The organism is Nocardioides abyssi, assembly GCF_030412915.1.
GTDB classification, from domain to species: Bacteria; Actinomycetota; Actinomycetes; order Propionibacteriales; family Nocardioidaceae; genus Nocardioides; species Nocardioides abyssi.
This window is the reverse complement of the sequence record NZ_JAUHJR010000005.1, coordinates 124,174-147,194: the sequence shown is the minus strand read 5'-3', so window position 1 is coordinate 147,194 and position 23,021 is coordinate 124,174. Positions and strand designations below refer to the sequence as shown.

Annotated in this window: 23 protein-coding genes; 13 read left to right on the top strand and 10 right to left on the bottom strand. The window is 72.5% G+C overall.

Annotation, left to right across the window (positions count from 1 at the left end):
* Window positions 1–2 precede the first annotated feature (2 nt).
* A complete protein-coding gene (locus QWY29_RS13275; RefSeq protein WP_300961499.1) occupies window positions 3–380 on the top strand; it encodes a hypothetical protein in 378 nt (125 codons plus the stop codon).
* Here the strand turns inward: QWY29_RS13275 and QWY29_RS13270 are convergent.
* The 4 genes from QWY29_RS13270 to QWY29_RS13255 form a co-directional block, all read right to left on the bottom strand.
* Complete coding sequence (locus tag QWY29_RS13270; RefSeq protein WP_300961498.1) at window positions 377–1,972, bottom strand: PH domain-containing protein; 1,596 nt, start codon at window positions 1,970–1,972, stop codon at window positions 377–379. The two genes, QWY29_RS13275 and QWY29_RS13270, sit on opposite strands and share 4 nt — an antisense overlap.
* Complete coding sequence (locus tag QWY29_RS13265) at window positions 1,969–2,475, bottom strand: PH domain-containing protein (protein ID WP_300961497.1); 507 nt, start codon at window positions 2,473–2,475, stop codon at window positions 1,969–1,971. The genes QWY29_RS13270 and QWY29_RS13265 overlap by 4 nt, the downstream gene beginning before the upstream one ends.
* Window positions 2,476–2,506: 31 nt before the next feature.
* The gene (locus QWY29_RS13260; RefSeq protein ID WP_300961496.1) at window positions 2,507–3,064 is read right to left on the bottom strand and encodes a hypothetical protein; all 558 of its coding nucleotides are present in this window, start codon (window positions 3,062–3,064) and stop codon (window positions 2,507–2,509) included.
* A 205-nt stretch (window positions 3,065–3,269) separates the two neighbouring features.
* A complete protein-coding gene (locus tag QWY29_RS13255) occupies window positions 3,270–5,063 on the bottom strand; it encodes an acetyl/propionyl/methylcrotonyl-CoA carboxylase subunit alpha (RefSeq protein WP_300961495.1) in 1,794 nt (597 codons plus the stop codon).
* 208 nt (window positions 5,064–5,271) lie between these two features.
* Here QWY29_RS13255 and QWY29_RS13250 point away from each other — a divergent pair, with 208 nt between their 5' ends.
* The 5 genes from QWY29_RS13250 to QWY29_RS13235 all read left to right on the top strand — a co-directional run bounded on the left by QWY29_RS13250 (window position 5,272) and on the right by QWY29_RS13235 (window position 9,969).
* Complete coding sequence (locus QWY29_RS13250) at window positions 5,272–6,444, top strand: acyl-CoA dehydrogenase family protein (protein ID WP_300961494.1); 1,173 nt, start codon at window positions 5,272–5,274, stop codon at window positions 6,442–6,444.
* A 53-nt stretch (window positions 6,445–6,497) separates the two neighbouring features.
* Window positions 6,498–7,727 (top strand): glucose-1-phosphate adenylyltransferase family protein, encoded by a 1,230-nt coding sequence (locus QWY29_RS13245; protein WP_300961493.1) that lies wholly within the window; start codon window positions 6,498–6,500, stop codon window positions 7,725–7,727.
* Window positions 7,728–7,787: 60 nt separating this feature from the next.
* A complete protein-coding gene (locus tag QWY29_RS13240) occupies window positions 7,788–9,194 on the top strand; it encodes an OFA family MFS transporter (RefSeq protein ID WP_300961492.1) in 1,407 nt (468 codons plus the stop codon).
* The gene (locus tag QWY29_RS21265; RefSeq protein WP_439117431.1) at window positions 9,191–9,292 is read left to right on the top strand and encodes an MFS transporter small subunit; all 102 of its coding nucleotides are present in this window, start codon (window positions 9,191–9,193) and stop codon (window positions 9,290–9,292) included. Before QWY29_RS13240 ends, QWY29_RS21265 begins: the two co-directional genes overlap by 4 nt.
* Before the next feature lie 65 nt (window positions 9,293–9,357).
* Window positions 9,358–9,969, top strand: a complete 612-nt coding sequence (locus QWY29_RS13235) for a GtrA family protein (protein WP_300961491.1) — start codon at window positions 9,358–9,360, stop codon at window positions 9,967–9,969.
* Here the strand turns inward: QWY29_RS13235 and QWY29_RS13230 are convergent.
* Complete coding sequence (locus QWY29_RS13230; RefSeq protein ID WP_300961490.1) at window positions 9,899–10,498, bottom strand: Maf family protein; 600 nt, start codon at window positions 10,496–10,498, stop codon at window positions 9,899–9,901. The genes QWY29_RS13235 and QWY29_RS13230 overlap by 71 nt on opposite strands.
* Before the next feature lie 41 nt (window positions 10,499–10,539).
* Here QWY29_RS13230 and QWY29_RS13225 point away from each other — a divergent pair, with 41 nt between their 5' ends.
* Together QWY29_RS13225 and QWY29_RS13220 are read left to right on the top strand one after the other, a co-directional pair.
* Complete coding sequence (locus QWY29_RS13225) at window positions 10,540–11,550, top strand: glycoside hydrolase family 6 protein (RefSeq protein WP_300961489.1); 1,011 nt, start codon at window positions 10,540–10,542, stop codon at window positions 11,548–11,550.
* A gap of 59 nt (window positions 11,551–11,609) precedes the next feature.
* On the top strand, window positions 11,610–12,833 hold the full coding sequence (locus QWY29_RS13220) for a winged helix-turn-helix transcriptional regulator (protein ID WP_300961488.1): 1,224 nt from the start codon (window positions 11,610–11,612) through the stop codon (window positions 12,831–12,833).
* A gap of 172 nt (window positions 12,834–13,005) precedes the next feature.
* Here the strand turns inward: QWY29_RS13220 and QWY29_RS13215 are convergent, their stop codons facing one another.
* The 5 genes from QWY29_RS13215 to QWY29_RS13195 form a co-directional block, all read right to left on the bottom strand.
* The gene (locus QWY29_RS13215; RefSeq protein WP_300961487.1) at window positions 13,006–14,169 is read right to left on the bottom strand and encodes an HNH endonuclease signature motif containing protein; all 1,164 of its coding nucleotides are present in this window, start codon (window positions 14,167–14,169) and stop codon (window positions 13,006–13,008) included.
* A 406-nt stretch (window positions 14,170–14,575) separates the two neighbouring features.
* Entirely contained in the window at window positions 14,576–15,361 is a 786-nt protein-coding gene (locus QWY29_RS13210; protein ID WP_300961486.1) for a hypothetical protein, read from the bottom strand.
* Between the two features lie 8 nt (window positions 15,362–15,369).
* The gene (locus tag QWY29_RS13205; RefSeq protein WP_300961485.1) at window positions 15,370–16,866 is read right to left on the bottom strand and encodes a glycosyltransferase family 2 protein; all 1,497 of its coding nucleotides are present in this window, start codon (window positions 16,864–16,866) and stop codon (window positions 15,370–15,372) included.
* A 170-nt stretch (window positions 16,867–17,036) separates the two neighbouring features.
* Window positions 17,037–17,309: an acyl-CoA carboxylase subunit epsilon gene (locus QWY29_RS13200; RefSeq protein ID WP_300961484.1), complete on the bottom strand. Its 273-nt coding sequence runs from the start codon at window positions 17,307–17,309 to the stop codon at window positions 17,037–17,039.
* Entirely contained in the window at window positions 17,309–18,955 is a 1,647-nt protein-coding gene (locus tag QWY29_RS13195) for an acyl-CoA carboxylase subunit beta (protein ID WP_300961483.1), read from the bottom strand. The genes QWY29_RS13200 and QWY29_RS13195 overlap by 1 nt, the downstream gene beginning before the upstream one ends.
* 68 nt (window positions 18,956–19,023) lie before the next feature.
* Here QWY29_RS13195 and QWY29_RS13190 point away from each other — a divergent pair, with 68 nt between their 5' ends.
* From QWY29_RS13190 to QWY29_RS13170, 5 genes are all read left to right on the top strand, one after another.
* Window positions 19,024–19,860 carry a biotin--[acetyl-CoA-carboxylase] ligase gene (locus QWY29_RS13190; protein ID WP_300961482.1) on the top strand — a complete coding sequence of 279 codons (837 nt, stop codon included), beginning with the start codon at window positions 19,024–19,026 and terminating at the stop codon, window positions 19,858–19,860.
* Window positions 19,861–19,879: 19 nt separating this feature from the next.
* Entirely contained in the window at window positions 19,880–20,389 is a 510-nt protein-coding gene (locus tag QWY29_RS13185) for a PH domain-containing protein (RefSeq protein ID WP_300961481.1), read from the top strand.
* Window positions 20,382–21,374, top strand: a complete 993-nt coding sequence (locus QWY29_RS13180; protein WP_300961480.1) for an adenylate/guanylate cyclase domain-containing protein — start codon at window positions 20,382–20,384, stop codon at window positions 21,372–21,374. Before QWY29_RS13185 ends, QWY29_RS13180 begins: the two co-directional genes overlap by 8 nt.
* Window positions 21,375–21,477: 103 nt before the next feature.
* Window positions 21,478–21,786, top strand: a complete 309-nt coding sequence (locus QWY29_RS13175; RefSeq protein WP_300961479.1) for a winged helix-turn-helix domain-containing protein — start codon at window positions 21,478–21,480, stop codon at window positions 21,784–21,786.
* Window positions 21,787–21,851: 65 nt separating this feature from the next.
* Entirely contained in the window at window positions 21,852–23,021 is a 1,170-nt protein-coding gene (locus QWY29_RS13170; protein WP_300961478.1) for a 5-(carboxyamino)imidazole ribonucleotide synthase, read from the top strand.

The following is a 23,021-nucleotide window of genomic DNA, read 5'->3' as shown; positions in this document are numbered from 1 at the left end:
CGGTGACGGGCGCCACCCGCGAGACGTACCGGTCGGTAGGGCGAACCGGACCGGTCCCGCGCGTCGTACCGGGCGTCAAGACCTCCCTGGCCCCCGCGCGCGCCGCCGTCCTCGGCACCGTCCTGGCCACGTTCCTGGGCACCGCCCTCGCCCTGCTGGTCCCGGCCGTCCCGGGTGCCGTCGCGGCCGACGAGCCACCAGTCACCTGCGACGGGCTGGTTTCCACTCTCGTCGGCATCGAGGCCGGGGACGAGGTCGAGGGCAGCGCCTTCGCCGACCTGCTCGACGGCGGGGCCGGCTGGGACCGCGTGGACGGCGGGGCCGGCTGGGACCGCTGCCTGCGCGCCGAACGGGCGGTGCGCTGCGAGGTGCGGCGCTAGGGACGCCCGGCGGTTGCCGTGCCGGTCGGCCCGGGTGTGCGGTCTGGAGAGCGGTTGGGGGAGCGGTCGAGGAACGGCTCGACCAGGGCAGGGGTCGCCCGGGCGGCGAGCGCTAGCGCGGCGGCCTCGGGCACGTCGGGCACCGCGACCGACTGGCGGCCGCCGGCGGTGGTGGCGACGAGCGTGACCAGGCCGGCGCGCCGCTGGAACCACGTGGAGCGGACGTTCCAGCCGATGACCGCGCCGACGGCGAGCACGTGGCGGCGGCGGTAGAGGCTGCCGGAGCGGGTGACGACGTACCCGTCGGTCAGCGCGTGGCCCAGCGCCCGCGCCCGGTCCGCCGCCAGCGCGGCGGCCGCCAGCGGCGCGACCACCGCGGGCCCGAGCCACCACGCCGAGCGGGTGGCGAGCAGCAGGCAGGCGGCGGTGACCAGCAGCGCCGGCAGCAGCGCGCGGGTCCAGCGGCGGCGGGTGGCGGCGCGGCCGTGCCGGACGAGGGGTACGTCGACGGGCGCGGCGACGCCGAGCACGGCCCGCGCGGCCGAGCCGACCACGGCCCGGGGAGCCGGGGGCACCAGCACCGACGAGGACTCCTGGCCGTCGCCGAGGCCGGTGACGATCGCCGCGAGCCGGCCGCCCCCGGCCAGCCGCAGGCCCAAGGGCTCGCCGAGGGTGACCCCGGCCAGGCGGGCGTCGTCGATGCTGGTCTCGCGGGTGGTGAGCAGCCCGCGGCGCAGGTGCCAGGCGCGGTCGGCGTGGCCGAGGGTGAACCCCCAGTTGGCGACCAGGTAGCCGCTGACCGCCAGCACCGACGAGGCCACCGCCAGCGCGAGGAGCAGGCCGGCGCCGGCGACCAGCACCGGCACGCCCGCGACCCGGTCGGCCCACGACCCGGCGTCGAGGCGACGCAACCCGCCGAGCGCGTCGAGCAGCTGCACGGTGCCGCCGAGGAGGCCCGCTACGACGACCAGGCCGGTCGAGGTGAGCGGCGCGAACCGGGCCCAGGCCGGGTCGAAGGCGACCACCGGGGGAGCGGGCGGTGCGGGCGTGCCGGTGGCGAACGGGTCGTCGGCCCCGGCGTGCTCCGGGTCGGCCGGCCGGGCCGCCCGGGCCGCGCGGAGCAGCTCCTCGCGCAGCCGCCGGGCGACCTCGGCGGGCAGCCCGTCGAGGTCGAGCCGCTCGTCCTCGTCGGTCGAGGCGGTGCCGGTGCCGACGCGGACGGTCGTCAGCCCGAGCAGCCGGTGCACGGGCGAGGCGGTGAGGTCGACGGTGCGCACCCGGTCGACCGGCGTCGAGAGCACGTGCCGCTCCAGCAGCCCGCGGCGCAGCTCGACCCGGCCGCCGCCCACCCGGTAGCTGGTGGTGACGTAGCGCAGCAGGCCGAGCACGACGGGCACCAGCAGGCCGAGCAGCTGCCAGCCGCGCGCGCCCGACGCCGTACCCGCCACGAGCACGCCGAGCAGCACCGGCAACAGCCGGACCGTCTCCTGGACGGGGTGGACCAGGAGCATCCGGGGGTCGAGCCGCTGCCAGTCGCCGGGGCCCTCCACGACCGGTCCGGGCTCCGGGCGTCCGTCGGGGGGCTGGGTCACGTGGCGTCGCCCTCGACCGCGTCGGCCCGCGCGGTGAGCTCGGCGACCAGGTCGTCGGCGAGGCGGCGGTCCAGCCCGTCGATCTCGAGGGCACCCGCGGCCGAGGCGGTGGTGACCGTGACCGTGGCCAGCCCGAAGAGCCGGGCGACGGCACCCTCGGCGCGGTCCACGGTCTGGATCCGCGAGAGCGGGGCGATCCGCTGCTCGCGCGCCCACCACCCGGTCTGGGTGCGGACCGCCGTCGCGGTGACCTCCCAGCGGTGCACGGCGTAGCGCCACTGCGGCACGACCGCGACCCAGCCGAGCACCGCGGCGACCGCGACCGCGATCATCCACCACCGCACCTCGACCGCGTCGACGGCCAGCGCCACCAGCAGCAGCACGCCGATGGTCACGGCACCCTCGACCAGCGCCGTCACCTGCCACATCAGCCGCGCGCGCGGGCTCACGCGGTGCCGCGGCTCGCGCAGCAGGACGGGGTCGGCAGCGGGCGGGTGGATCACACCCGCCACGCTAGCCAGCACCCGACGATGCTCAGCCGGTGGTCACCCAGGCGCCGTACGTGCGCTTGCCGGGCGCGTGGTCGACGGGCGTGCCCGGGTAGTCGTTGGACGTGACCAGGTTGACCCGCACCCGCTCGGGCGACCCGAGGCAGCCGCGGGGCACGACCAGCCGCATCCGCTCGGCGTCCCAGTCGATGTCGTTGCCGCCGGTGCACACCGGCCCGCCGTCGACGCCCCGCCAGCCGTCGGCGCGGAAGACGCGCCACTGCTCGACCTCGATGCCGGTGCCGATCACCCACTCCGGGCCCTTGGCCTTCGGGTCGGTGTCGACGTTGAACCGGTAGACGTCGGCCAGGCCGCTTTCGGCGGCGTGGGTGACCGCGAGCCGCAGGGCCTTGGGGCCGTGCTTGACGCGGACCTTGGTGACGTCCCCGCTCTTGAACGACGTCTTCGCGTCCCCGGCCGGGTCGGTCATGACCCCGACAGCGGCGCCCGCGGGCACCGCCGTCGTCAGGGCCACCACCGTCGCCGTCACCCCACCCAGGAGTGCCGTCGCGGTCCGTCGTGCTGCTGTGTGCTTGATCCTCATGCCGGCTCTGACGCTCCTCGGGCCGGATCGGTTCGCCGGGCCGGAGGATTTCCTGCCGGGCCGGTCGGGAACATCCCAGGTTCACTTGGGATGTTCACGCTTCGCGGCCGATGCATCAGCCGCGAAGCGTGAGGTTCCCAGGTTTACTTGGGATGTCACCACCCCCGCGAAGCGCAAGATCTCCGGCCCGCGGGGGACCGGGCGGTCAGTCCTTCAACTCGCAGATGACGGCGCCGTTGGTGACGGTGGCGCCGACCTCGGCCTGCAGGCCGGTGACGGTGCCGGCCTTGTGCGCCTTGAGCGGCTGCTCCATCTTCATCGCCTCGATGACCACGACGGTGTCACCCTCGGCGACCTCCTGGCCCTCCTCGACGACGACCTTGACGACCGTGCCCTGCATCGGGCTGGTGACGGCGTCGCCGCTGGCCGCGGCACCCGAGCCGCCGCCCTTCTTGCGCTTGGGCTTCTTCGCGCCGCCGCCCGCACCGGCGCCGGCGGCGATGCCGCCCAGCCCGGCGGGCAGGACAACCTCGAGCCGCTTGCCGCCGACCTCGACGACGACGCTCTGGCGCTCCTCGGCCTCATCGGCCTCGGCGACGTCGCCGGCGTAGGGCTCGATCTGGTTGTCGAACTCGGTCTCGATCCACTGCGTGTAGACGTCGAAGGAGCCCTCGCCCGACGGGGTCGAGGCGCCGACGTACGCCGGGTCGGAGACGACTGCGCGGTGGAACGGGATGACCGTCGGCATGCCGTCGACGACGAACTCGTCCAGCGCGCGGCGCGAGCGCTCCAGCGCCTGGGTCCGGTCGCGGCCGGTGACGATCAGCTTCGCGATGAGGGAGTCGAACGAGCCGGGGATGGTCTCGCCGTTCTCGTAGCCACCGTCGAGGCGCACGCCCGGGCCGCTCGGCGGGCTCCACGCCGACAGGGTGCCCGGGGCCGGCATGAAGTTGCGGCCGCCGTCCTCGGCGTTGATGCGGAACTCGATGGAGTGGCCGCGGATCTCTGGGTCGTCGTACCCCAGCTCCTCGCCGGCCGCGATGCGGAACATCTCGCGGACCAGGTCGATGCCGGTGACCTCCTCGGAGACGCAGTGCTCGACCTGGAGGCGGGTGTTGACCTCGAGGAAGGAGATGGTGCCGTCCTGGGCCACGAGGAACTCGCACGTGCCGGCGCCGTAGTAGCCGGCCTCCTTGAGGATCCGCTTGGAGGACTCGTAGAGCTCGGAGAGCTGCTCCTCGGAGAGGAACGGCGCCGGGGCCTCCTCGACGAGCTTCTGGTTGCGGCGCTGCAGCGAGCAGTCGCGAGTGGAGACCACCACGACGTTGCCGTGCTGGTCGGCCAGGCACTGGGTCTCGACGTGGCGCGGCTTGTCGAGGAACTTCTCCACCAGGCACTCGCCGCGGCCGAAAGCCGTGACGGCCTCGCGGACGGCCGACTCGTAGGCGTCGGGGATCTCCTCGATGGTGCGGGCGACCTTCAGGCCGCGGCCGCCACCGCCGAAGACCGCCTTGATGGCGACCGGCAGGCCGTGCTCCTCGGCGAACGCCACGACCTCGTCGGCGTCCTTGACCGGGTCCTTGGTGCCGGGGGCCAGCGGCGCGTTCGCCTTGTCGGCGATGTGCTTGGCCTTGGCCTTGTCGCCCAGCGCCTCGATGGCGGCCGGCGGGGGACCGATCCAGGTCAGCCCGGCGTCGATGACGGCCTGGGCGAACTCGGCGTTCTCGGCCAGGAAGCCGTAGCCGGGGTGGACCGAGTCGGCGCCCGACTTCTCCGCGACGGCGATGATCTTGGCGATGTCGAGGTAGGAGTCCGCCGGCGTCGCGCCGCCGAGGGAGTGCGCCTCGTCGGCGATCCGGACGTGCATGGCGTCGCGGTCGGGCTCGGCGTATACGGCGACGCTGCCGATGCCCGCGTCCTTGCAGGCGCGGATGACCCGCACCGCGATCTCGCCGCGGTTGGCGATCAGGACCTTCGTGAGGGGCTTGCTCTCCGGCACCGTGGGGCACTCCTGGCTCTGTGAGGACGCGGGTGGGACGGGGTCGGGCGACCCGGCGGGCAGGCTACCGCCCTCCGACGGGCACCGGCCTGTGGTCTCGCCCACGGGATGGGACCGGCCGGTCGTGGTGGTCCCGCCCTCGTCCCGGCACTGTCTCGTCGCCCCAGGTGGTTAACAACCGTTAACCTCCGCGGCTAGCATGCCGGGCATGACGTTCGAGCTGTCCCGCGAGCACGAGGAGTTCCGCCGCAGCGTCCGCGAGTTCGCGGAGGCCGAGATCGCGCCGCACGCGGCGCAGTGGGACCGCGACCACCACTTCCCGGTCGACGTGGTCGGCAAGATGGGCGCGCTGGGCCTCTTCGGCCTCACCGCGCCGGAGGAGTACGGCGGCGCCGGGGACGACGGCGACTTCACGAGCCTCTGCGTGGCGATCGAGGAGATCGGGCGCGTCGACCAGTCGATGGGCATCACCCTCCAGGCCGGCGTCGGCCTCGGGATCAACCCGATCCTGACCTACGGCACCGACGAGCAGAAGCAGCGGTGGCTGCCGGCGCTGGTCGCGGGCGAGCAGCTCGCCGGCTTCGGCCTGACCGAGCCCGGCGCGGGCTCGGACGCCGGCGCGACGCGGACGAAGGCGGAGCTGGTGGGCGACGAGTGGGTCGTCAACGGCTCGAAGCAGTTCATCACCAACTCCGGCTCCTCGATCACCTCGCTGGTGACCGTCACGGCCCGCACCGGCACGCGCGAGGACGGCCGCCCGGAGATCTCCGCGATCATGGTGCCGGCCGGCACGCCCGGGTTCACCGCCGAGAAGGCCTACGACAAGCTCGGCTGGCACGCCTCGGACACCCACCCGCTGTCGTTCGAGGACGCCCGGGTGCCGGCCGACCACCTGCTCGGCGACCGGGGTCGCGGCTACGCCCAGTTCCTCGCCACGCTCGACGACGGCCGGGTCGCGATCTCCGCGCTGTCGGTGGGCTGCATCCAGGCGTGCCTCGACATGGCGGTCGCCTACGCGGGCGAGCGGCAGACGTTCGGCGGGCCGATCGGCCGCAAGCAGGGCGTGGCCTTCCAGGTCGCCGACCTCGAGGTGATGCTCCACGCGAGCCGGATGCTCACCTACCGCGCGGCCGCCATGAAGGACGCCGGCGCGCCGTACCGCGACTTCAAGCAGGCCGCGGCCGTCGCCAAGCTCTACTCCACCGAGTCGGCCGTGACCGCCACGCGGATCGCGACGCAGGTCTTCGGCGGCTACGGCTTCATGGAGGAGTACCCCGTCGCGCGCTTCTACCGCGACGCCAAGGTGCTCGAGATCGGCGAGGGGACCTCCGAGGTCCAGCGGATGCTCATCGCCCGGGGGCTGGGCCTGCCCGTCGAGTGAGGCCCCGGCCAGGCCCCTGCCGCGATGTGGACCCGCCTGTCACGATGACCGGCATGGTCGCCCACCGCGTGCTCGCCATCGTCCAGGCCGGAGGCTCCGGAGGGCGCATGGACGTGCTGACGCGCGAGCGCGCCAAGCCCGCGCTGCCGTTCGCCGGGGTCTACCAGCTGCTCGACTTCCCGCTGTCCAACCTCACCCACTCCGGCTGCACCGACGTGTGGCTCTCGGTGCAGTTCCAGGGCTCGACGCTGGAGGAGCAGGTCGCCAACGGGCGGCCATGGGACCTCGACCGCAACGTCGGCGGGCTGCGCCTGCTGATGCCGCAGGAGGGGACCGGCACCCTCGACGAGGACGGCTTCGCGAAGGGCAACGCCGACCTGCTCTTCCGCATCCGCGACGACATCCAGTCCTTCGACCCCGAGGTGGTGCTCGTGATGAGCGCCGACCACGTCTACCGCTTCGACTACCGCGACGCGATCGTCACCCACCACGAGCACGGCGCGGAGTGCACCGTGGTGACCACCGAGGTACCGGTCGAGGACGCCTCCGACCACGCGACCGTCGAGCACGACGACGACGGCCGGGTGACGCGGGTCGACTACAAGCCGGAGGAGCCGACCACCGGGACCGTCGCGACCGAGGTCTTCGTCTACGACCCGGCGGCGCTGGTTGAGGTGCTCGGCGAGCTGCACCGCGAGCTGTCCGCCGACAGCGAGCCGGGTGACACCGGCCTGGGCGACTTCGGCGACCACCTGCTGCCGCGGCTCGTCGAGCGCGGCAAGGTCGTGGCCCACCGGATGCCCGGCTACTGGCGCGACCTCGGGCAGCCGCACCTCTACCTCACCGCCCACCGCGAGCTGCTCACCGAGGACCGCGACGTGCTCGGCGTGCCGGGCTGGACGATCCTCACCCGCCAGCCGCAGCGCCAGCCGGCCCGCGTGCTCGACGGCGCGACCGTCGCCGACTCGATGCTCAGCCCCGGCTGCCACGTCGCCGGCGAGGTCGTCCGCAGCGTGCTCGGCCCCGGCGTGGTCGTCGAGGAGGGCGCGCGGGTCGTCGACAGCGTGGTCTTCACCGACACGGTCGTGCGCCGCGGGGCGAGCGTGCACCGCTCGATCGTCGACACCCGGTGCGAGGTGCAGGCCGACGCACGCGTCGGGGAGGCCGACGCGGCGGCGTACGACGACCCTGACGCGGTCACGATCGTCGGGCGGCACAGCGTGGTCGGCGAGGGCGTCGTGCTGGGGGCCGGGAGCAGGCTCGAGCCGGGGACCACCGCCTGAGGGCTGTGACCGCGCTCACGATGTGGGTACCGCCTCCCCGACCCCCTGGAGGTGGAGTGCATGGCCGTACCGTCGTTCCTCGCGCGTGAGCGCACCGTGGCCGGGCCCGGCTACAGCCGCTGGCTGGTGCCGCCCGCGGCCCTGGCGGTGCACCTGTGCATCGGCCAGGTCTACGCGACCAGCGTCTACAAGAGCGCGCTGGTCGAGCACTTCGACAGCACGCTGACCGCCGTCGGCGTCATCTTCTCCGTCGCGATCGTCATGCTCGGCCTGTCGGCGGCGCTCTTCGGCACCTGGGTGGACCGCAACGGCCCGCGCGCCGCGATGTTCGTCTCCGCGTGCTTCTGGGTGGCCGGCTTCCTGGTCGCTGCGCTCGGCATCGCGACCAACCAGCTCTGGCTGGTCTACGTCGGGTACGGCGGCATCGGCGGCATCGGCCTGGGCATCGGTTACATCTCGCCGGTCTCGACGCTGATCAAGTGGTTCCCCGACCGGCCCGGCCTGGCCACCGGCATGGCGATCATGGGCTTCGGCGGTGGCGCCCTGGTGGCCTCGCCGCTCTCGGGGCGGCTGATGTCGTTCTACGACTCCGGCTACGACTCGGGCGACTCCTCGTCGGTGCCCAGCGGCGACGCGGTGATGATGCTGTTCCTGACCTTCGCCGCGGTCTACCTCGTCTTCATGATGTTCGGCGCGTTCACCGTGCGGGTGCCCCCGGACGGGTGGAAGCCCGAGGGCTGGGACCCCTCGACGGTCCGCTCGAAGTCGATGGTGACCACGGCCAGCGTGTCGGCGAACAACGCCGTCCGCACGCCGCAGTTCTGGCTGCTGTGGACCGTGCTGTTCTGCAACGTGACCGCCGGCATCGGCATCCTCGAGCAGGCGCAACCGATGATCCAGGACTTCTTCCGCGAGAACGGCGAGTCCTCGGTCGCCGCCGCTGCCGCTGGTGGCTTCGTCGGCCTGCTCTCCATCGCCAACATGGGCGGCCGGTTCGCGTGGTCCTCGACCTCCGACGTGATCGGCCGCAAGCCGATCTACATGGTCTACCTCGGCGTCGGGCTGGTCTGCTACGTCCTGCTGGCGACGATCGGCCCGAGCTCGACGGTGCTCTTCGTGCTGTTCGCGGCCGTGATCATCTCGTTCTACGGCGGCGGCTTCGCGACGATCCCGGCGTACCTCCGCGACCTCTTCGGCACCTACCAGGTCGGCGCGATCCACGGCCGGCTGCTGACCGCGTGGTCGGCCGCCGGCGTCGCGGGCCCGCTCATCGTCAACGGGTTCCTCGACGCCCGTGGCGAGCCGGGCAACCTGGTCGCGGCCGACTACCGGCCCGCGCTGTTCACCATGGTCGCGCTGCTCGCGGTCGGCCTGGTCGCCAACCTGCTGGTGCGCCCGGTCGCGGAGCGGTTCCACGAGCCGTCGTCGCGACCCGGCAGCCCCGAGCGAGAGGAGAGCCACGCATGACCGCACGGATCGCAGCGGCCTGGGCGCTCGTGGGCGTGCCCCTGGCGTACGGCGTCGTCGAGACGCTCCGCAAGGCCGCGAACCTCTTCACCGGATAGCCACGCGCAGCGCCCGGACCCCGTCGAGGCGGGGTCCGGGCGGTCTGTTCGTTAGCCTTGGCCCCATGTCGAACCGGCGCTTCCTCGGTGAGGCCGGTCGGTTCATCGCCGTCGGCGGTCTCGCCACGGTCGTCGCGCTCGTCATCTTCAACCTGCTCGTGCACGGCTTCAACACCGGCGAGCACGCGGTGCTGCCCGACCAGCCGATCCTGGCCTACGTCATCGCCAACACCATCGGCATGTTCGTCAGCTACCGCGGGAGCCGCACCTGGGCCTTCCGCGACCGGCCGCCCCGGCAGGCCGACGGCGGGCTCACGGCCTTCATCGCGATCAACGCGGTGACGATGCTGATCCCCATCGCCTGCCTGACGATCAGCCGCGAGGTGCTGGGGCTCGACGACCCGATCTCCGACAACGTCTCGGCGAACGTCATCGGCCTGGTGCTGGGCCTGATCTCGCGCTTCTACCTCTTCCGCCGGTTCATCTTCCGGCGGCCGATCCACCTCACCGAGATGTACGACCCGGCCGAGCCGATGGTGCCCCCGGAGCCCGACCACCTCGGCGAGACCACCGACCCCGACGGGACCTCGCTGCCGGGCGGGCCGGTCAGCGAGACCAGAGACCCGTCCACGAGTGGCCGAGGTCGGCCACCAGGGACCGGAGCAGCGGAAGGCTGACGCCCACCACGTTGTGGTGGTCGCCCTCGATCCCGGTCACGAACGAGCCGCCCAGGCCGTCGACCGTGAACGCGCCGGCGACGTGGAGCGGCTCGCCGGTCGCGACGTACGCCGCGACCTCCTCGTCGGTCACGTCGGCGAAGTGCACGGTGGTCGACGCCGTCGCCGAGACGGTCCGGCCGTTGGCGGTGTCGTGCAGGGCGTGACCGGTGCGCAGGACGCCGCTGCGGCCCCGCATCGCCCGCCACCGGGCCACGGCCTCCTCGGCGTCGGCCGGCTTGCCCAGCGCCTGGCCGTCGAGCTCGAGCACCGAGTCGCAGCCCAGCACCAGCGCGTCGGCCGGCACCTCGGGCCGGCCCACCACGGCGTCTTGCTTGAGCTCGGCCAGGCGGAGCGCGAGCTCGGCCGGCGGCACGCCGACCACCTGCGACTCGTCGACGCCGGAGACGACGACCTGCGGGTCGAGACCCGCGTTGCGGAGGGTCGTGAGGCGGGCGGGGGAGGCGGAGGCGAGCACGAACGTCGGCACCGCCCCAGCATCGCGCACCAACCACTCGGCACAATGACCGCGTGCCTGACGACGCGTCCCGCGGCTCCCGCGTCCTTCCCGTCGCGCTCGGCGCGCTGGCGGTCCTGGTGGTCCTCGCGGTCGCCGGCGTCCTCGTCGCGCGCGCCCAGCACCTGGGCCCGTGGGAGCTCGGGCCCCAGGAGCGCAACCGGTTCGCCGAGCAGCCGCAGTACGTCGACCCCCGCTCGCGCACCGCGCAGGCCGCCCAGCAGGCCGAGGCCGACGGCCGCACCGACGAGGCGGCGGCGTTCGCGGAGCTGGCCGAGGTCCCGCAGGGGATCTGGCTGACGCCGGAGGAGCGTCCGCCGGGCGCCGTCGGCGGGTACGTCGCCTCCCTCGTGGCCGCTGCGGACGAGGCCGGCCGCGTGCCGGTGCTGGTGGTCTACGGCATCCCCGACCGCGACTGCACGGGCGGCTACTCCAGCGGCGGGCTCGACGCCGCGTCGTACGTGCCGTGGGTGCAGGAGATCGCCGGCGCGGCCGCCACCTACGCGGCCGTCGTGGTGCTCGAGCCGGACGCCCTGGCCTCGGCGGTCGAGTGCGACCGGCGGGCGGAGCGCGTCGACCTGCTGTCGCGGGCCGTCGACGCCCTCGCGGAGGCCGGCGTGACGACGTACGTCGACGGCGGGCACTCGGGCTGGGTCCCGGCCAAGAAGGTGGCCGCGCTGCTGCGCGAGGTCGGGGTCGGGCAGGTCCGCGGCTTCGCGACCAACGTCTCGAACTACCAGACCGACGTCGACGAGGTGCGGTGGGCCGAGCGGCTCAGCGACCTGGTCGGCGGTGCGCACTACGTCGTGGACAGCGGCCGCAACGGGGTGGGCTCGCTCGAGGAGTGGTGCAACCCGTCGGGCCAGTCGGTGGGCCAGCGACCGGGGTACGTCGACGACGGCACAGGGCTCGACGCCTACCTGTGGATCAAGCCGCCCGGCGAGAGCGACGGCCCGTGCAACGGCGGTCCGCCGGCCGGGGAGTTCTGGCCGCAGCGGGCCCTCGAGCTGCTCGGTCGTGCCTGACCGCGCGTCGCGCAGGCGACGACGCAGAACCTGGGCCGGACGTTGTTAGGGTTCGGTCCATGCAGGGGGATCCGTGGACCGCGGTCATCATCGAGGACGACCCGGACGTCAGGGACCTCATCGACATCGTGCTGACCCAGTCGGGCTTCACGACCGTCGTCGCCCCTGACGGGCCGACGGGTGTCGAGGCGGTGCGCGCGCACAACCCGCTGATCACCACGCTCGACGTGAACATGCCCGGCATGGACGGCTTCGCCGTCGCCCGGCGGCTCCGGGAGTTCAGCAACACCTACCTGATCATGATCACCGCGCTCGCCGACGAGATCGACGTCGTGCAGGGCTTCGAGGCCGGGGCGGACGACTACCTGGTCAAGCCGTTCCGCCCGCGCGAGCTGCGGGCGCGCGCCGACTCGATGCTGCGCCGCCCCCGCCTGCGTGCCGAGCAGCCCGTCGGCTGGGCCGAGGGCGAGCAGGCCGCCGCTCCCGACGACGCCGCCCCCGCCGCCCCTGCTGCTCCCGTCGAGCCGGCCCCGGAGTCGTGGGCCGCCGCCGCGGCCCGCGACCTCACCCAGAACGCTCCGCTGCGGGTCGTCCGCAACGACGAGCCCGCCCAGCCCGCTCCGCCGCAGCAGCCCGAGCCGGTGTCGCCCCCGCCGCAGCCGACCTACCAGCCGTCCGTGCAGCAGCCGGTCGAGCCGCCCGCGCCGCAGGCGCCTGCGCCGACCCAGCCGTACCAGCAGCCCTACGAGCCGCAGCACCAGGCTCCGGTCGCCTACGAGCCGCCGCCGGCCCAGCAGCCCGTCCAGCAGCCGGCGTACCCGCAGGCGCCGCCGGCGCAGCCCTACGCTCCGCCGGCTCCCGCTCCGCAGGCGCCGCAGCAGCCGGCGTACCAGCCGCCCGTGCAGCCAGGTGGCGCCCACGCCGCCCCGTCGGCCGCCGGCCCGTCCGCGGACGGTTCGTGGGTGCGGTTCAACGGCCTCGCCCTCAACCACGAGAGCCGCGTCGTCACCGTCGGTGGGGGTGCGGTCGACCTCAACCGCACGGAGTTCGACCTGCTCGCCTCGCTGCTCAGCACCGGCCGCCGCGTCCGCAGCAAGGCCGACCTCGTGCTGACGATGCGCGGCCAGCAGTACGTCACCTCGTACTTCGTCAACGAAGCCGACAAGCGCTCCGTCGAGGTCCACATCGCCAACCTCCGCCGCAAGCTCGGCGACGACGGCCCCAGCGCCCGCTTCATCGACACGGTCCGCGGCGTCGGCTACCGCCTCGCCGAGACCGCCTGACCCACCTATCGCACCCGCTGGTCGAGCAGCGAGCCCTGGCGAGCGTCGACGAGACCCGGTGAGGTGCGCAGGGCGCTGCAATCCTCGTCCGGCCGGCGGTGGTTGCCGTCCTGCGCGGGTGCGGGGGTGGTTCGCGTTCTTGGTCGAACGTTCGATCAAGAACACGGATGGCCTATGTCCGCATGTGGAACGAGACGCCGCCGTCGGGATGGTGCGTGGTCTCGTAGCGGGGGTCGTGGATGCGGGCGTGGTGCCTGGGACAGAGCAGACGTGCGTTCCTCATGTCGGTCTTTCCGCCCCGGAGCCAGCTGTCGTCGTGGTGGGCGTGGCAGAGGTGGGCCGGCCAGTCGCACCCGACAGCGGTGCAGGTCTGCTGCGTGATCGCGAGCCCGCGGCGCTGGGCGCCGGAGAACAGGCGGGCGGTGCGGCCGAGGTCGAGGAGCTCTGACTTCCTGCCGAGGACGGCGGGGAGGAGGGCGGCTTCGCAGGCCATCCGCCGGGCGAGGGAGGCGGAGTTGGGTTCGCCGGACTCCAGGGTGGCGCGGCCGGTGTCGCTCTGGAGGTCGGTGTAGTCGATGAGGACGACGACGGAGGCGTTGAGGCCGCCGAGCTGGGGGAGCTTGTCGGCGGAGAGGCGTTCGAGGAGCTCGCAGAACGCGTCGCCCATCCGCTCGGGCGAGGGGCGGCGCTCGACCTCGGGCTCGCTGTCCTCCGTCTTGGTGGCTGCTTGGTGCTTGGGTGCTGCGAAGGCGAGCAGCATCTTCTTGAGCATCTCGCCGTGCAGGGTCAGGATGGAGAACTTGCCGCGCACCGAGCCCTTGCCGTCGGGACACATCGTGAGCCAGGCCTTCGCGCGGGCTTCGCGTTCCTCGCGCTCCAGCGCGCGGGCATTGCGCTCCTCGCCGATCTCAGGGGCGACGACGGTCAGGACGTGCTTGGCCAGGATCGCGAGCGACTTGGGGTCGCGATCGAGTGCCTCGTTCAAGAGGTGCTTCTCGGCTCGCTCCGGGATCGTCGGGTCAGGCAGGTCGTCGGGCAGCTTGTCGACGCAGTCGGTGATCACTTGGGCGTGGTCGACGCTGATCGCGCCCTCAGCCAGCGCCGCTGACGTAGGCGCGTGGCGGTCCAGCGACTCCGCGAGCCGCATCCGTCGCTTCGCGGCCGGCCGGTCCTGGCGGGTCTCGTGTCCCCACCACGACGCGGTGTCGGTCGCGCCGACCTTGTCACCCACCTGTCGGCGGTCGGCCTCGGCGGCGAGGCGGAGCTCGAGGGCCTCGACCTGGGTGCGCAGCCGGGTGGCCTCGAGGAGAGTGGCTGCAACCTCGGTGTCGGACATCTGCCACAGGCGTGAGCTGCACGCCGAGCGCGCCCTCTTCCGGGACTTCGCGACCGCACGGCACGCCGGGTGCGCACTGTGTCGGGAGTCCTTGGCCATGGGTCTACTCAAGAAGTGACCACCGACAGTCGCGGGGCTGTTTCCCCAGGTCAGACCACTATTTGGACAACGATCCGAGGAGATTCTCGGCGGGTTTCGAGACGGGCCTGGCGGCCCTCCTCAACCAGCCGAGACCGGCCAGCGTGAGCCGGGAAGCGGCCGCGAGCCACGGCGTACCTCGTCCCTATAGCTGCCTCCACCGCGACCACCCACGGCCCGCAGGCCGAGGATCGGCTGCCAGGGGTCTCGTCGACGCTCGCCGGGGCTCGCTGCTCGACCAGCGAGGTGCTGCTCGACCAGCGGGAGGTCAGTTGGCGTTGATCGGGATCTCGGCGACCTGGGTGGGGGTCTCGGACTCGAAGATCGCGATGGGGACGGTCTGCTTGACCTTCTTGGCGACGAACCTGCCGGAGCCGGGGGCGGTCTCGAAGTGGACCTCGGCGACGAACGTCAGCTCCAGGCCGCGGGTGTCGTCGGACATCGGGCCGATCTTCTGGTTGCGGATCTCGAAGGAGCCCTTGGGCGAGGTGATGAGCATGCCGTGGACGGGGTGGGTGACGGCCTCGGGGTCGAAGGTGACGCGGGACGCCTCGGCGTTCAGCTTGTAGGGCCGCTGGGTCGGGCTGCCGTCGGAGGTGATGGTGCGCGAGGTGACCTTGATGTTGCCGAGGTAGGCCTTCCGCTTGGTGCGGAACGGGTCGCGCAGCGCCCGGTCGAGGTCGTAGACCTGGAAGGTGAAGGAGAAGAACTTGTTGCCCTTCGGGTACCACTCGTTGGTCCGCGGCGTCGACTTGGTCGGCCACAGCGTGTAGACGAAGTCCATCCCGTCGATGTCGACGTGGGACTGGAAGGTGCCGTCGCGGGTGAACTGCGAGTCGTACGCCGCCTCGGTGGCCGCGGCGCTCGGGTTCTCCGCCTCGACCGGCTCGGGGTCGCCGCCGAGGCCGTCGACCAGCGAGCAGCTCGACAGCGAGCCGGCGAGGACGAGGGCGAGGGCCGCGGTGAGCGTGCGGAGCCGGCGCGGGGAGCGGGTGGCGGGCATGGTGGTGGTCTCCCGAGGAGTGGTGCGGGTGGAGGTCGAGGGGGTGCTCACGGCGGCGCTCAGGCCTTGAAGCCGCGGTAGCGCTTGGAGGCCTTGATGAGCATCCAGAAGGTCTGCGCGATGGTGATGACGCCGAGGATCGGCCAGCCGACCTCGAGCAGGTCCGACGTGGTCTGGATCGGGACGTAGAGCCAGGTGATCCAGGCGGCGACGAAGAAGACGCCGAGGGCGAGGAACGGGTACATCCACGCGACGCCCTTGCCGCGCTCGGCCTTGGCCTGGGCGGCCCAGTTGTCGGTCTGCTGCTTGCTGAAGAACTTCAGCCAGGCCCGGACGAAGTGACCCATCCGGATGAACATGTAGAGCTCGGCGGGGAAGATCAGCAGCACGAAGAGGTAGTCGCGTCTGTTGGCGAACTCCATCGAGTGCGCCACCCGGAAGTTCAGCCAGACCGCCGCCAGCGGCGGGACGAGCCACCAGGCCTGGAAGACGAACGCGTCGATCGTGAGCGAGCCGATCAGCAGCACCAGGAACATGACGCGCGTGGTCATGTTGATGACCATCGAGAGGTGCTCGAACCAGCGCAGCCGGAGGTTGGGGTGGAACGGCTGGCCCTTGGTGTCGCCGCGCTGGCCGGGCCACATCAGGTCGATGGCACCGAAGTTCCACTTCACCTGCTGGGCGTCCAGCGAGCGGAGGGTGGTCATGCCGCCGACGTGGGCGCGGGCGCGGGCGGAGATCTTGGTGAGGTAGCCGGCGGACTTGATCTGGAGCGAGAGCAGCGAGTCCTCGACCTCGGAGTCGCTGATCCAGGGGGTGCGCTGGTGGCTGTCGCGCATGACGTCGCGCAGCGCCTGGGTGGAGAAGATCGAGAACTGGCCGCCGAGGACCGCCATGTTGCGGCCCTTGAGCAGGTTCTGCATGTTGAACGCCGAGAACTGCGCGCGCTGGCCGGCGATGAGGAACTTGGCCATCCAGCCGTCGAGCGCGGAGTCGTCGATGGAGTAGACCGCGGAGATGCCGCCGATCCGGTCGTCGCTGGCGATCTCGTCGACCAGGTGCTGGATCGCGTCCGGCTCCGGGGTGGTGTCGCCGTCGACGCCGAGCAGGTAGTCCATGTGCTCGACGAGGGAGTAGCCGTAGTTGAGCGCGCCGACCTTCTTGTCCGGGTTCTTGCCGATGTCGTGGACGTAGATGACGGTCGTCTGCTCGCCGGTCGGCGTCATCCGCGTGTGCGGTCCCGCGTAGTGGCTGGCGATCTCGACCGAGTCGTCGCTGGTGTTGTTGACGACGAGGTGGATGACGTCGGGCAGCCGGGTCTGCTGGAGGAGGGAGTCCAGCACGCCGGCGATCGTCTCGGCCTCGTTGTACGCCGGGATGACGCAGCCGACCGTCGGGCGCATCGTGGGCAGCTCGTCGACCGCCTCGAGGAACTGGTCGGCGTACGCCTCGAGCGAGGGGTCGGGCATCCGCACGTAGCGTGGGTCGTCGATCCCGGGTGCGGTGCCGGCTGCGAGCCAGGTCCCGTCCTGCTGCCCCATGTTGTTCGCGTCCACGCGCTGTCGTCCCATCATTGGTGCGGTGCCGTGGTGGTCACCGACCCGGTCGTCGTCTCTGCACCGAGTCTGCGAGCCCCACCTCAAGGGGTGGCACCGCGAACCTCAACTTCCCCGCAAGGATTCTCGCCGACGTGCGCCGGCGCCGTGGACGAATGGGGAACTCGGGCTCAGCGCGGCAGCGCGCTGGCCCGCCAGCCGCCCGGGCCGTGCGGGAACGTGCGCCGCACCAGGCGGTGCGGGGCGCTCCACTCCGGCCGCGGGGCACGGGCCGGTGCCTCACCGCCGCCCATCGCGGAGAGGACGGCCACGAGGGCCGCGACCTCCTCCGGCGTGGCGTGCGGGCTGACCACCCGCAGCAGGGGCCGGGCGGGCTCCTGCTCGGCAGCGGTCTCCCCGGGCTGCTGGCCGGGCTGCTGGCCGGGGGTCTCGTCGGCGCCCATCAGAGCGGGATGTTCCCGTGCTTCTTCGGCGGCAGGCTCGCCCGCTTGGAGCGCAGCAGCCGCAGCGCCCGGACGACCTCGGAGCGGGTCTCGTGCGGCTGGATGACCGCGTCGACGTACCCGCGCTCGGCGGCGATGTAGGGGTTGGCCAGCGTGGTCTCGTACTCGTCGATCAGCTCGGCGCGCTTGGCCTCGACGTCGCCGCCCTCGGCCTCGACCTGCGCGAGCGTCTTGCGGTGCACGATGTTGGCCGCGCCCTGCGCGCCCATGACGGCGATCTGGGCGGTCGGCCAGGCGACGTTGATGTCGGCGCCGAGGTGCTTGGAGCCCATGACGTCGTAGGCGCCGCCGTAGGCCTTGCGGGTGATGACGGTGACGAGCGGGACGGTGGCCTCGGCGTAGGCGTAGATCAGCTTCGCGCCGCGGCGGATGATGCCGTTCCACTCCTGGTCGGTGCCGGGGAGGAAGCCCGGGACGTCGACGAAGGTCAGCACCGGGATGTTGAAGGCGTCGCAGGTCCGCACGAAGCGGGCGGCCTTCTCCGAGGCGTCGATGTCGAGGGTGCCGGCGAACTGCATCGGCTGGTTGGCGACGACGCCGACGGGGCGGCCCTCGACCCGGCCGTAGCCGATGATCAGGTTCGGCGCGAAGAGCTCCATCACCTCGACGAAGTCCCCCACCCCGTCAGCATCAGGGTCCACGACGGCGCGGATGACGTCGTGCATGTCGTAGGGCTGGTTCGGCGAGTCCGGGATGATCGTGTCGAGCGCCCGGTCGGAGTCGTTGACCTCGAGGTCGGCGACCTCGTCGTACGCCGGGGGCTCGTCGAGGTTGTTCTGCGGGAGGAACGAGAGCAGCGCCTTGACGTACTCGATCGCGTCCTCCTCGTCGGAGGCCATGTAGTGGGCGTTGCCGGACTTGGTGTTGTGCGTCCGCGCGCCGCCGAGGTCCTCCATCGAGACGTCCTCGCCGGTGACGGTCTTGATGACGTCGGGGCCGGTGATGAACATCGCCGAGGTCTGGTCGACCATGATCGTGAAGTCGGTGACCGCGGGGGAGTAGACGTGCCCGCCGGCGCAGTTGCCCATGATCATCGAGATCTGCGGGATGACGCCCGAGGCGTGGACGTTGCGGCGGAAGATCTCGCCGTACAGGCCGAGCGAGACCACACCCTCCTGGATGCGGGCGCCGGCGCCCTCGTTGATGCCGATGATCGGGCAGCCGGTCTTGATCGCGAGGTCCATGACCTTGGTGATCTTCTCGCCGTAGACCTCGCCCAGCGAGCCGCCGAAGACGGTGAAGTCCTGGGAGAAGACGCAGACCTGGCGGCCGTCGATGGTGCCGTAGCCGGTGATGACGCCGTCGCCGTAGGGACGGTTCTTCTCCAGGCCGAACGCCGTGCTGCGGTGCCGCGCCAGCTCGTCGAGCTCGACGAACGAGCCCTCGTCGAAGAGCATCTCGATGCGCTCGCGAGCGGTCTGGCGGCCCTTGGCGTGCTGCTTCTCGATGGCCTTGGCGGAGCCCGCGTGCACCGCCTCCTCCAGGCGGCGGTCGAGGTCGGCCAGCTTGCCGGCCGTCGTGTGCAGGTCGATGTCCGCGGGGACGTCGGTCCCCTGTCCGGGACGTTCGGTGCTCTCTGCGCTCACGTTCGGGACGTCTCCTCGTCGGCGTCGGTGCTGGCGTCTGGGTTGGGGCGTGGGTCAATGTAGTGCCCGTGACCGCGACCTCGGCCGAGCGCCCATCCCTTGACGAGACCGTCCTCTCCGGCCTGAGCCCCGACCTCGTGCCGGGGGTCTCGGTCGAGGTGGTGGCGCAGGCGCCGTCGACCAACGCCCTGGTCGTGGAGCGCGCCCGCGCCGGTGCGCCGGAGGGCCTCGTCGTCGTCACCGAGCACCAGACCGCGGGGCGCGGCCGGCTCGACCGGACCTGGGAGACACCGCCGCGCTCGGCGCTGACCTTCTCGGTGCTGCTGCGCCCGACGGCGCCGACGCGCAGCTGGCCGTGGCTCCCGCTGCTCGCGGGCTACGCGGTGGACAAGGCGCTCAAGGCCGCCGGCTTCCGTGCGGGCGTGAAGTGGCCCAACGACGTGCTCATCGGCGACCGCAAGGTCGCCGGCATCCTCGTCGAGCGGATCGAGACCGACCAGGGCCCCTGTGCGGTCGTGGGGATCGGCATCAACGTGGGGCTCGGCGCCGACGAGCTGCCCGTCCCGACCGCCACGTCGCTGGCCATCGAGGCCGACGGGGGAGCGGTGCCGGACCGGACCGCACTCCTGGTCGACGTGCTGGCCTCCCTGCGCGAGTCGTACGACGCGTGGCAGGCCGGCGGCGACCTGGCCGGCATGCGGCTGGCCGAGTCGTACGCCGACGCCTGCGTCACCGTGGGGCGCGAGGTGCGCGTCGACCTCCCCGACGGCTCGGTGCTGACCGGCATGGCCACCGCGATCGACCCCTCGGGCCACCTCGTGGTCGCCGGCCCGGAGCGCCAGGTCGCCGTGGGCGCCGGCGACGTCGTCCACGTCCGGGCCGCGGACGGGCACGGCGCGTCCTGATCGGTGACATGATCCGGCCGTGGCCATCTCGCAGAAGCTGCTGAGCGACGGGGAGTCCGTCGTCGTCAGCACGCGCACGCACGTCAAGGCGCTCCTGGTGCCGCTGCTGGTGCTGGTCCTGACGATCGCCGCCGCCGTGGCCGTCCAGGTGCTCGCCGACCAGCGCTACGTCACGTGGTTCGTCTGGGGCGTCGCCGCGATCGTGCTGGTGCGGTACGTCGTGTGGCCGTTCCTGGTCTGGTCGACCGCGACCTACACCTTCACCGACCGCCGGCTCGTCACCCGCACCGGCGTGCTGACCCGCCGCGGCCACGACATCCCGCTCTCGCGGATCAGCGACGTCGCGATCGAGCTGCACCTCACCGACCGGATGCTCGGCTGCGGCACCCTCGTCATCAGCGACGCCAGCACCCACGGGCAGGTCAAGCTGCCCGACATCCCGCGCGTGGAGGAGGTGCAGCGCCAGCTCAACGACATGCTGCACCGCCTGCACGACCCGCGCTCGGAGCGTCGGGACGAAGGTGCCTGACCTGACCCCCGGCACACCGGAGCCCGAGGAGGAGCTGCACCGGACCATCCTCGGCGAGGACCCGGTCTACAGCGCTGACGAGGTCGCCGTGGCGGCCGGCATCGGGCTCGACGAGACCCGGCGGCTGTGGCGCGCGCTCGGCTTCCCCGAGAGCGGCGACGAGGCGGCGTACACGCCCTCGGACCTGCGGGCGCTCGGGACGCTCGTCGAGGGCATCCGCGCCGGGCTCTTCGACCTCGACCTGGCCGTCAACATCACCCGGGCGGTGGGGCAGAACATGGCGCGCCTCGCCGACTGGGAGGTCGCGGCGATGGTCAACCGCATCGACGAGCTCGAGCTCGGCGCCGACGCCACCGGCACCCGCGCGGGGTCGGCGCGGCGGTTCCTCGAGCACTTCGGGCAGCCCTTCGAGGAGCTGCTCATCTACGCGTGGCGCCGGCACCTCGCGGCGGCGGTGGCCCGGATCGAGGCCCTCGGCGCCGACGAGGAGGACCTGCACACCACGACGCTGTCGGTGGGCTTCGCCGACATCGTGTCGTTCACCGCGTTGTCCAACCAGCTGACGGAGGAGCGCATCGGCGACCTCGTCGAGCTCTTCGAGTCGCGGTGCGCCGACGTGGTCGCCATCCAGCGCGGCCGGGTCATCAAGTCGATCGGCGACTCGGTGCTCTTCGTCAACGACGACCCCGTCCGCGCCTACGACACCGCCGAGGGGATCATCAACGTCATCGGCCGCGACCAGCGGATGCCCGACGTCCGCGTCGGGCTGGCCACCGGCTCGGTGGTCATGCGCCTCGGCGACGTCTTCGGCCCGCCGGTCAACATGGCCGCGCGGCTGACCGCCGTCGCTCGGCGCAACCGGATCATCATCGACGCGACGACCGCCGAACTGCTGCCGTCGGACCAGTTCGAGACCCGTCGGCTGCCCGGCCGACCCGTGCGCGGGTTCGGCATCGTCGAGCCGTTGGCCGTCCGGAGACACTAAGACCGGTCTCACCCGTCCGGGTGACTCCGGTGGCAGGAAGTTGTCACTGGCCGGTTCAGGCGTTTCCCCCCGGTCCGGCGGCGGCGCCGCCTACGGTGGTGGTGTGTTCGAGGTGCAGGACGTCCGTGTCGATCCCGACAGCCGCCGCGCGTGGCGTGGTCAGGAGGAGATCGTCCTGTCCCGCAAGGAGTTCGACCTCGTCATGGCCCTGATCTCCCGGGCCGGCGAGATCGTGACTCGCGACGAGCTGATGCGCGACGTGTGGCACACGACCTTCTGGACGTCGTCGAAGACCATCGACGTCCACCTCGGCTGGGTGCGGCGCAAGCTCGGCGACAACAGCCGGCACCCGCACCTGATCACGACGATCCGCGGCAAGGGCCTGCGGTTCGAGGTCCAGCCGCCCGCCTGACCGCCAGGCCGGCGCCGGCCCGACCGCCCGCGGGGGCTCGGACCGGTCTGCTCTAGGGTTCCGACGTGCCCGAGCTCGCTCCCACGTTGGCCGTCGTCGGCGGTGGCCAGCTCGCCCGGATGATGGCCCAGCCCGCGATCGCGCTCGGCCTGCCGCTGCGGCTGCTCGCCGAGGCCGAGGGCGTCTCGGCCGCCCAGGTGATCCCCGACCAGGTCGTCGGTGACCACCGTGACCTCGCCACGCTGCGCGAGGTCACCGCCGGCTGCTCGGTCGTCACCTTCGACCACGAGCACGTGCCGACCGAGCACCTGCACGCCCTCGAGGCCGACGGGATCGCCGTGCGGCCCGGCCCCGACGCGCTCGTCCATGCCCAGGACAAGGGCGTCATGCGCGAGCGGCTCGCCGAGCTCGGCGTGCCGTGCCCCCGCAACGCGATCGTCACCGAGGCCGCCGACGTCGAGGCGTTCGGGCTGCCCTGCGTCCTGAAGACCACGCGCGGCGGGTACGACGGCAAGGGCGTCTGGTTCGTCGACGGCGACGACTGGCGCGACACCTGCGCCGAGGCGTTCGCGGCCGCCCGCGAGGCCGGCGTGCGCATCCTCGCCGAGGAGCGGGTCGACTTCCGCCGGGAGCTCTCCGCGCTGGTGGCGCGCTCGCCGAGCGGTCAGGCGGCGGCGTACCCGGTCGTGGCCAGCACCCAGCGTGACGGCATCTGCCACGAGGTCGTCGCCCCGGCGCCCGACCTCGACCCCGACCTGGCCGCGTCGGCCCAGCAGGTCGCGCTGCGGATCGCCGGCGAGCTCGGCGTCACCGGCGTGCTGGCCGTCGAGCTCTTCGAGACCACCGACGGGCGGGTGCTCGTCAACGAGCTCGCGATGCGCCCGCACAACACCGGCCACTGGACCCAGGACGGCGCGGTCACCAGCCAGTTCGAGAACCACCTGCGTGCGGTCATGGACCTCCCGCTCGGCTCGCCCGCGCCCCGCGCGCGCTGGACGGTGATGGTCAACATTCTCGGCGGGCCGAACCCCTCGGTGGGGCGGTTGTACGACGGCTTCCCGCACGCGATGGCGCGCGACCCGCACCTGCGGGTGCACCTGTACGGCAAGGAGCTGCGACCGGGCCGCAAGGTCGGCCACGTCAACGCCTACGGAGACGACCTCGAGGACTGCCTGGAGCGGGCGCGGCACGCCGCCGCCTGGTTCCGCGGCGACCTCGGCAACGAGAGCGAGTGA

What these genes read in the sequence shown, in the direction of transcription:
- QWY29_RS13220 (WP_300961488.1), top strand. Translation starts at nt 11,610, where the DNA reads ATGCAGGGGGATCCGTGGACCGCGGTCATCATCGAGGACGACCCGGAC.
- QWY29_RS13200 (WP_300961484.1), bottom strand. Translation starts at nt 17,309, where the DNA reads ATGGGCGCCGACGAGACCCCCGGCCAGCAGCCCGGCCAGCAGCCCGGG.
- QWY29_RS21265 (WP_439117431.1), top strand. Translation starts at nt 9,191, where the DNA reads ATGACCGCACGGATCGCAGCGGCCTGGGCGCTCGTGGGCGTGCCCCTG.
- QWY29_RS13260 (WP_300961496.1), bottom strand. Translation starts at nt 3,064, where the DNA reads ATGAGGATCAAGCACACAGCAGCACGACGGACCGCGACGGCACTCCTG.
- QWY29_RS13245 (WP_300961493.1), top strand. Translation starts at nt 6,498, where the DNA reads ATGGTCGCCCACCGCGTGCTCGCCATCGTCCAGGCCGGAGGCTCCGGA.
- QWY29_RS13240 (WP_300961492.1), top strand. Translation starts at nt 7,788, where the DNA reads ATGGCCGTACCGTCGTTCCTCGCGCGTGAGCGCACCGTGGCCGGGCCC.
- QWY29_RS13215 (WP_300961487.1), bottom strand. Translation starts at nt 14,169, where the DNA reads ATGTCCGACACCGAGGTTGCAGCCACTCTCCTCGAGGCCACCCGGCTG.
- QWY29_RS13250 (WP_300961494.1), top strand. Translation starts at nt 5,272, where the DNA reads ATGACGTTCGAGCTGTCCCGCGAGCACGAGGAGTTCCGCCGCAGCGTC.
- QWY29_RS13235 (WP_300961491.1), top strand. Translation starts at nt 9,358, where the DNA reads ATGTCGAACCGGCGCTTCCTCGGTGAGGCCGGTCGGTTCATCGCCGTC.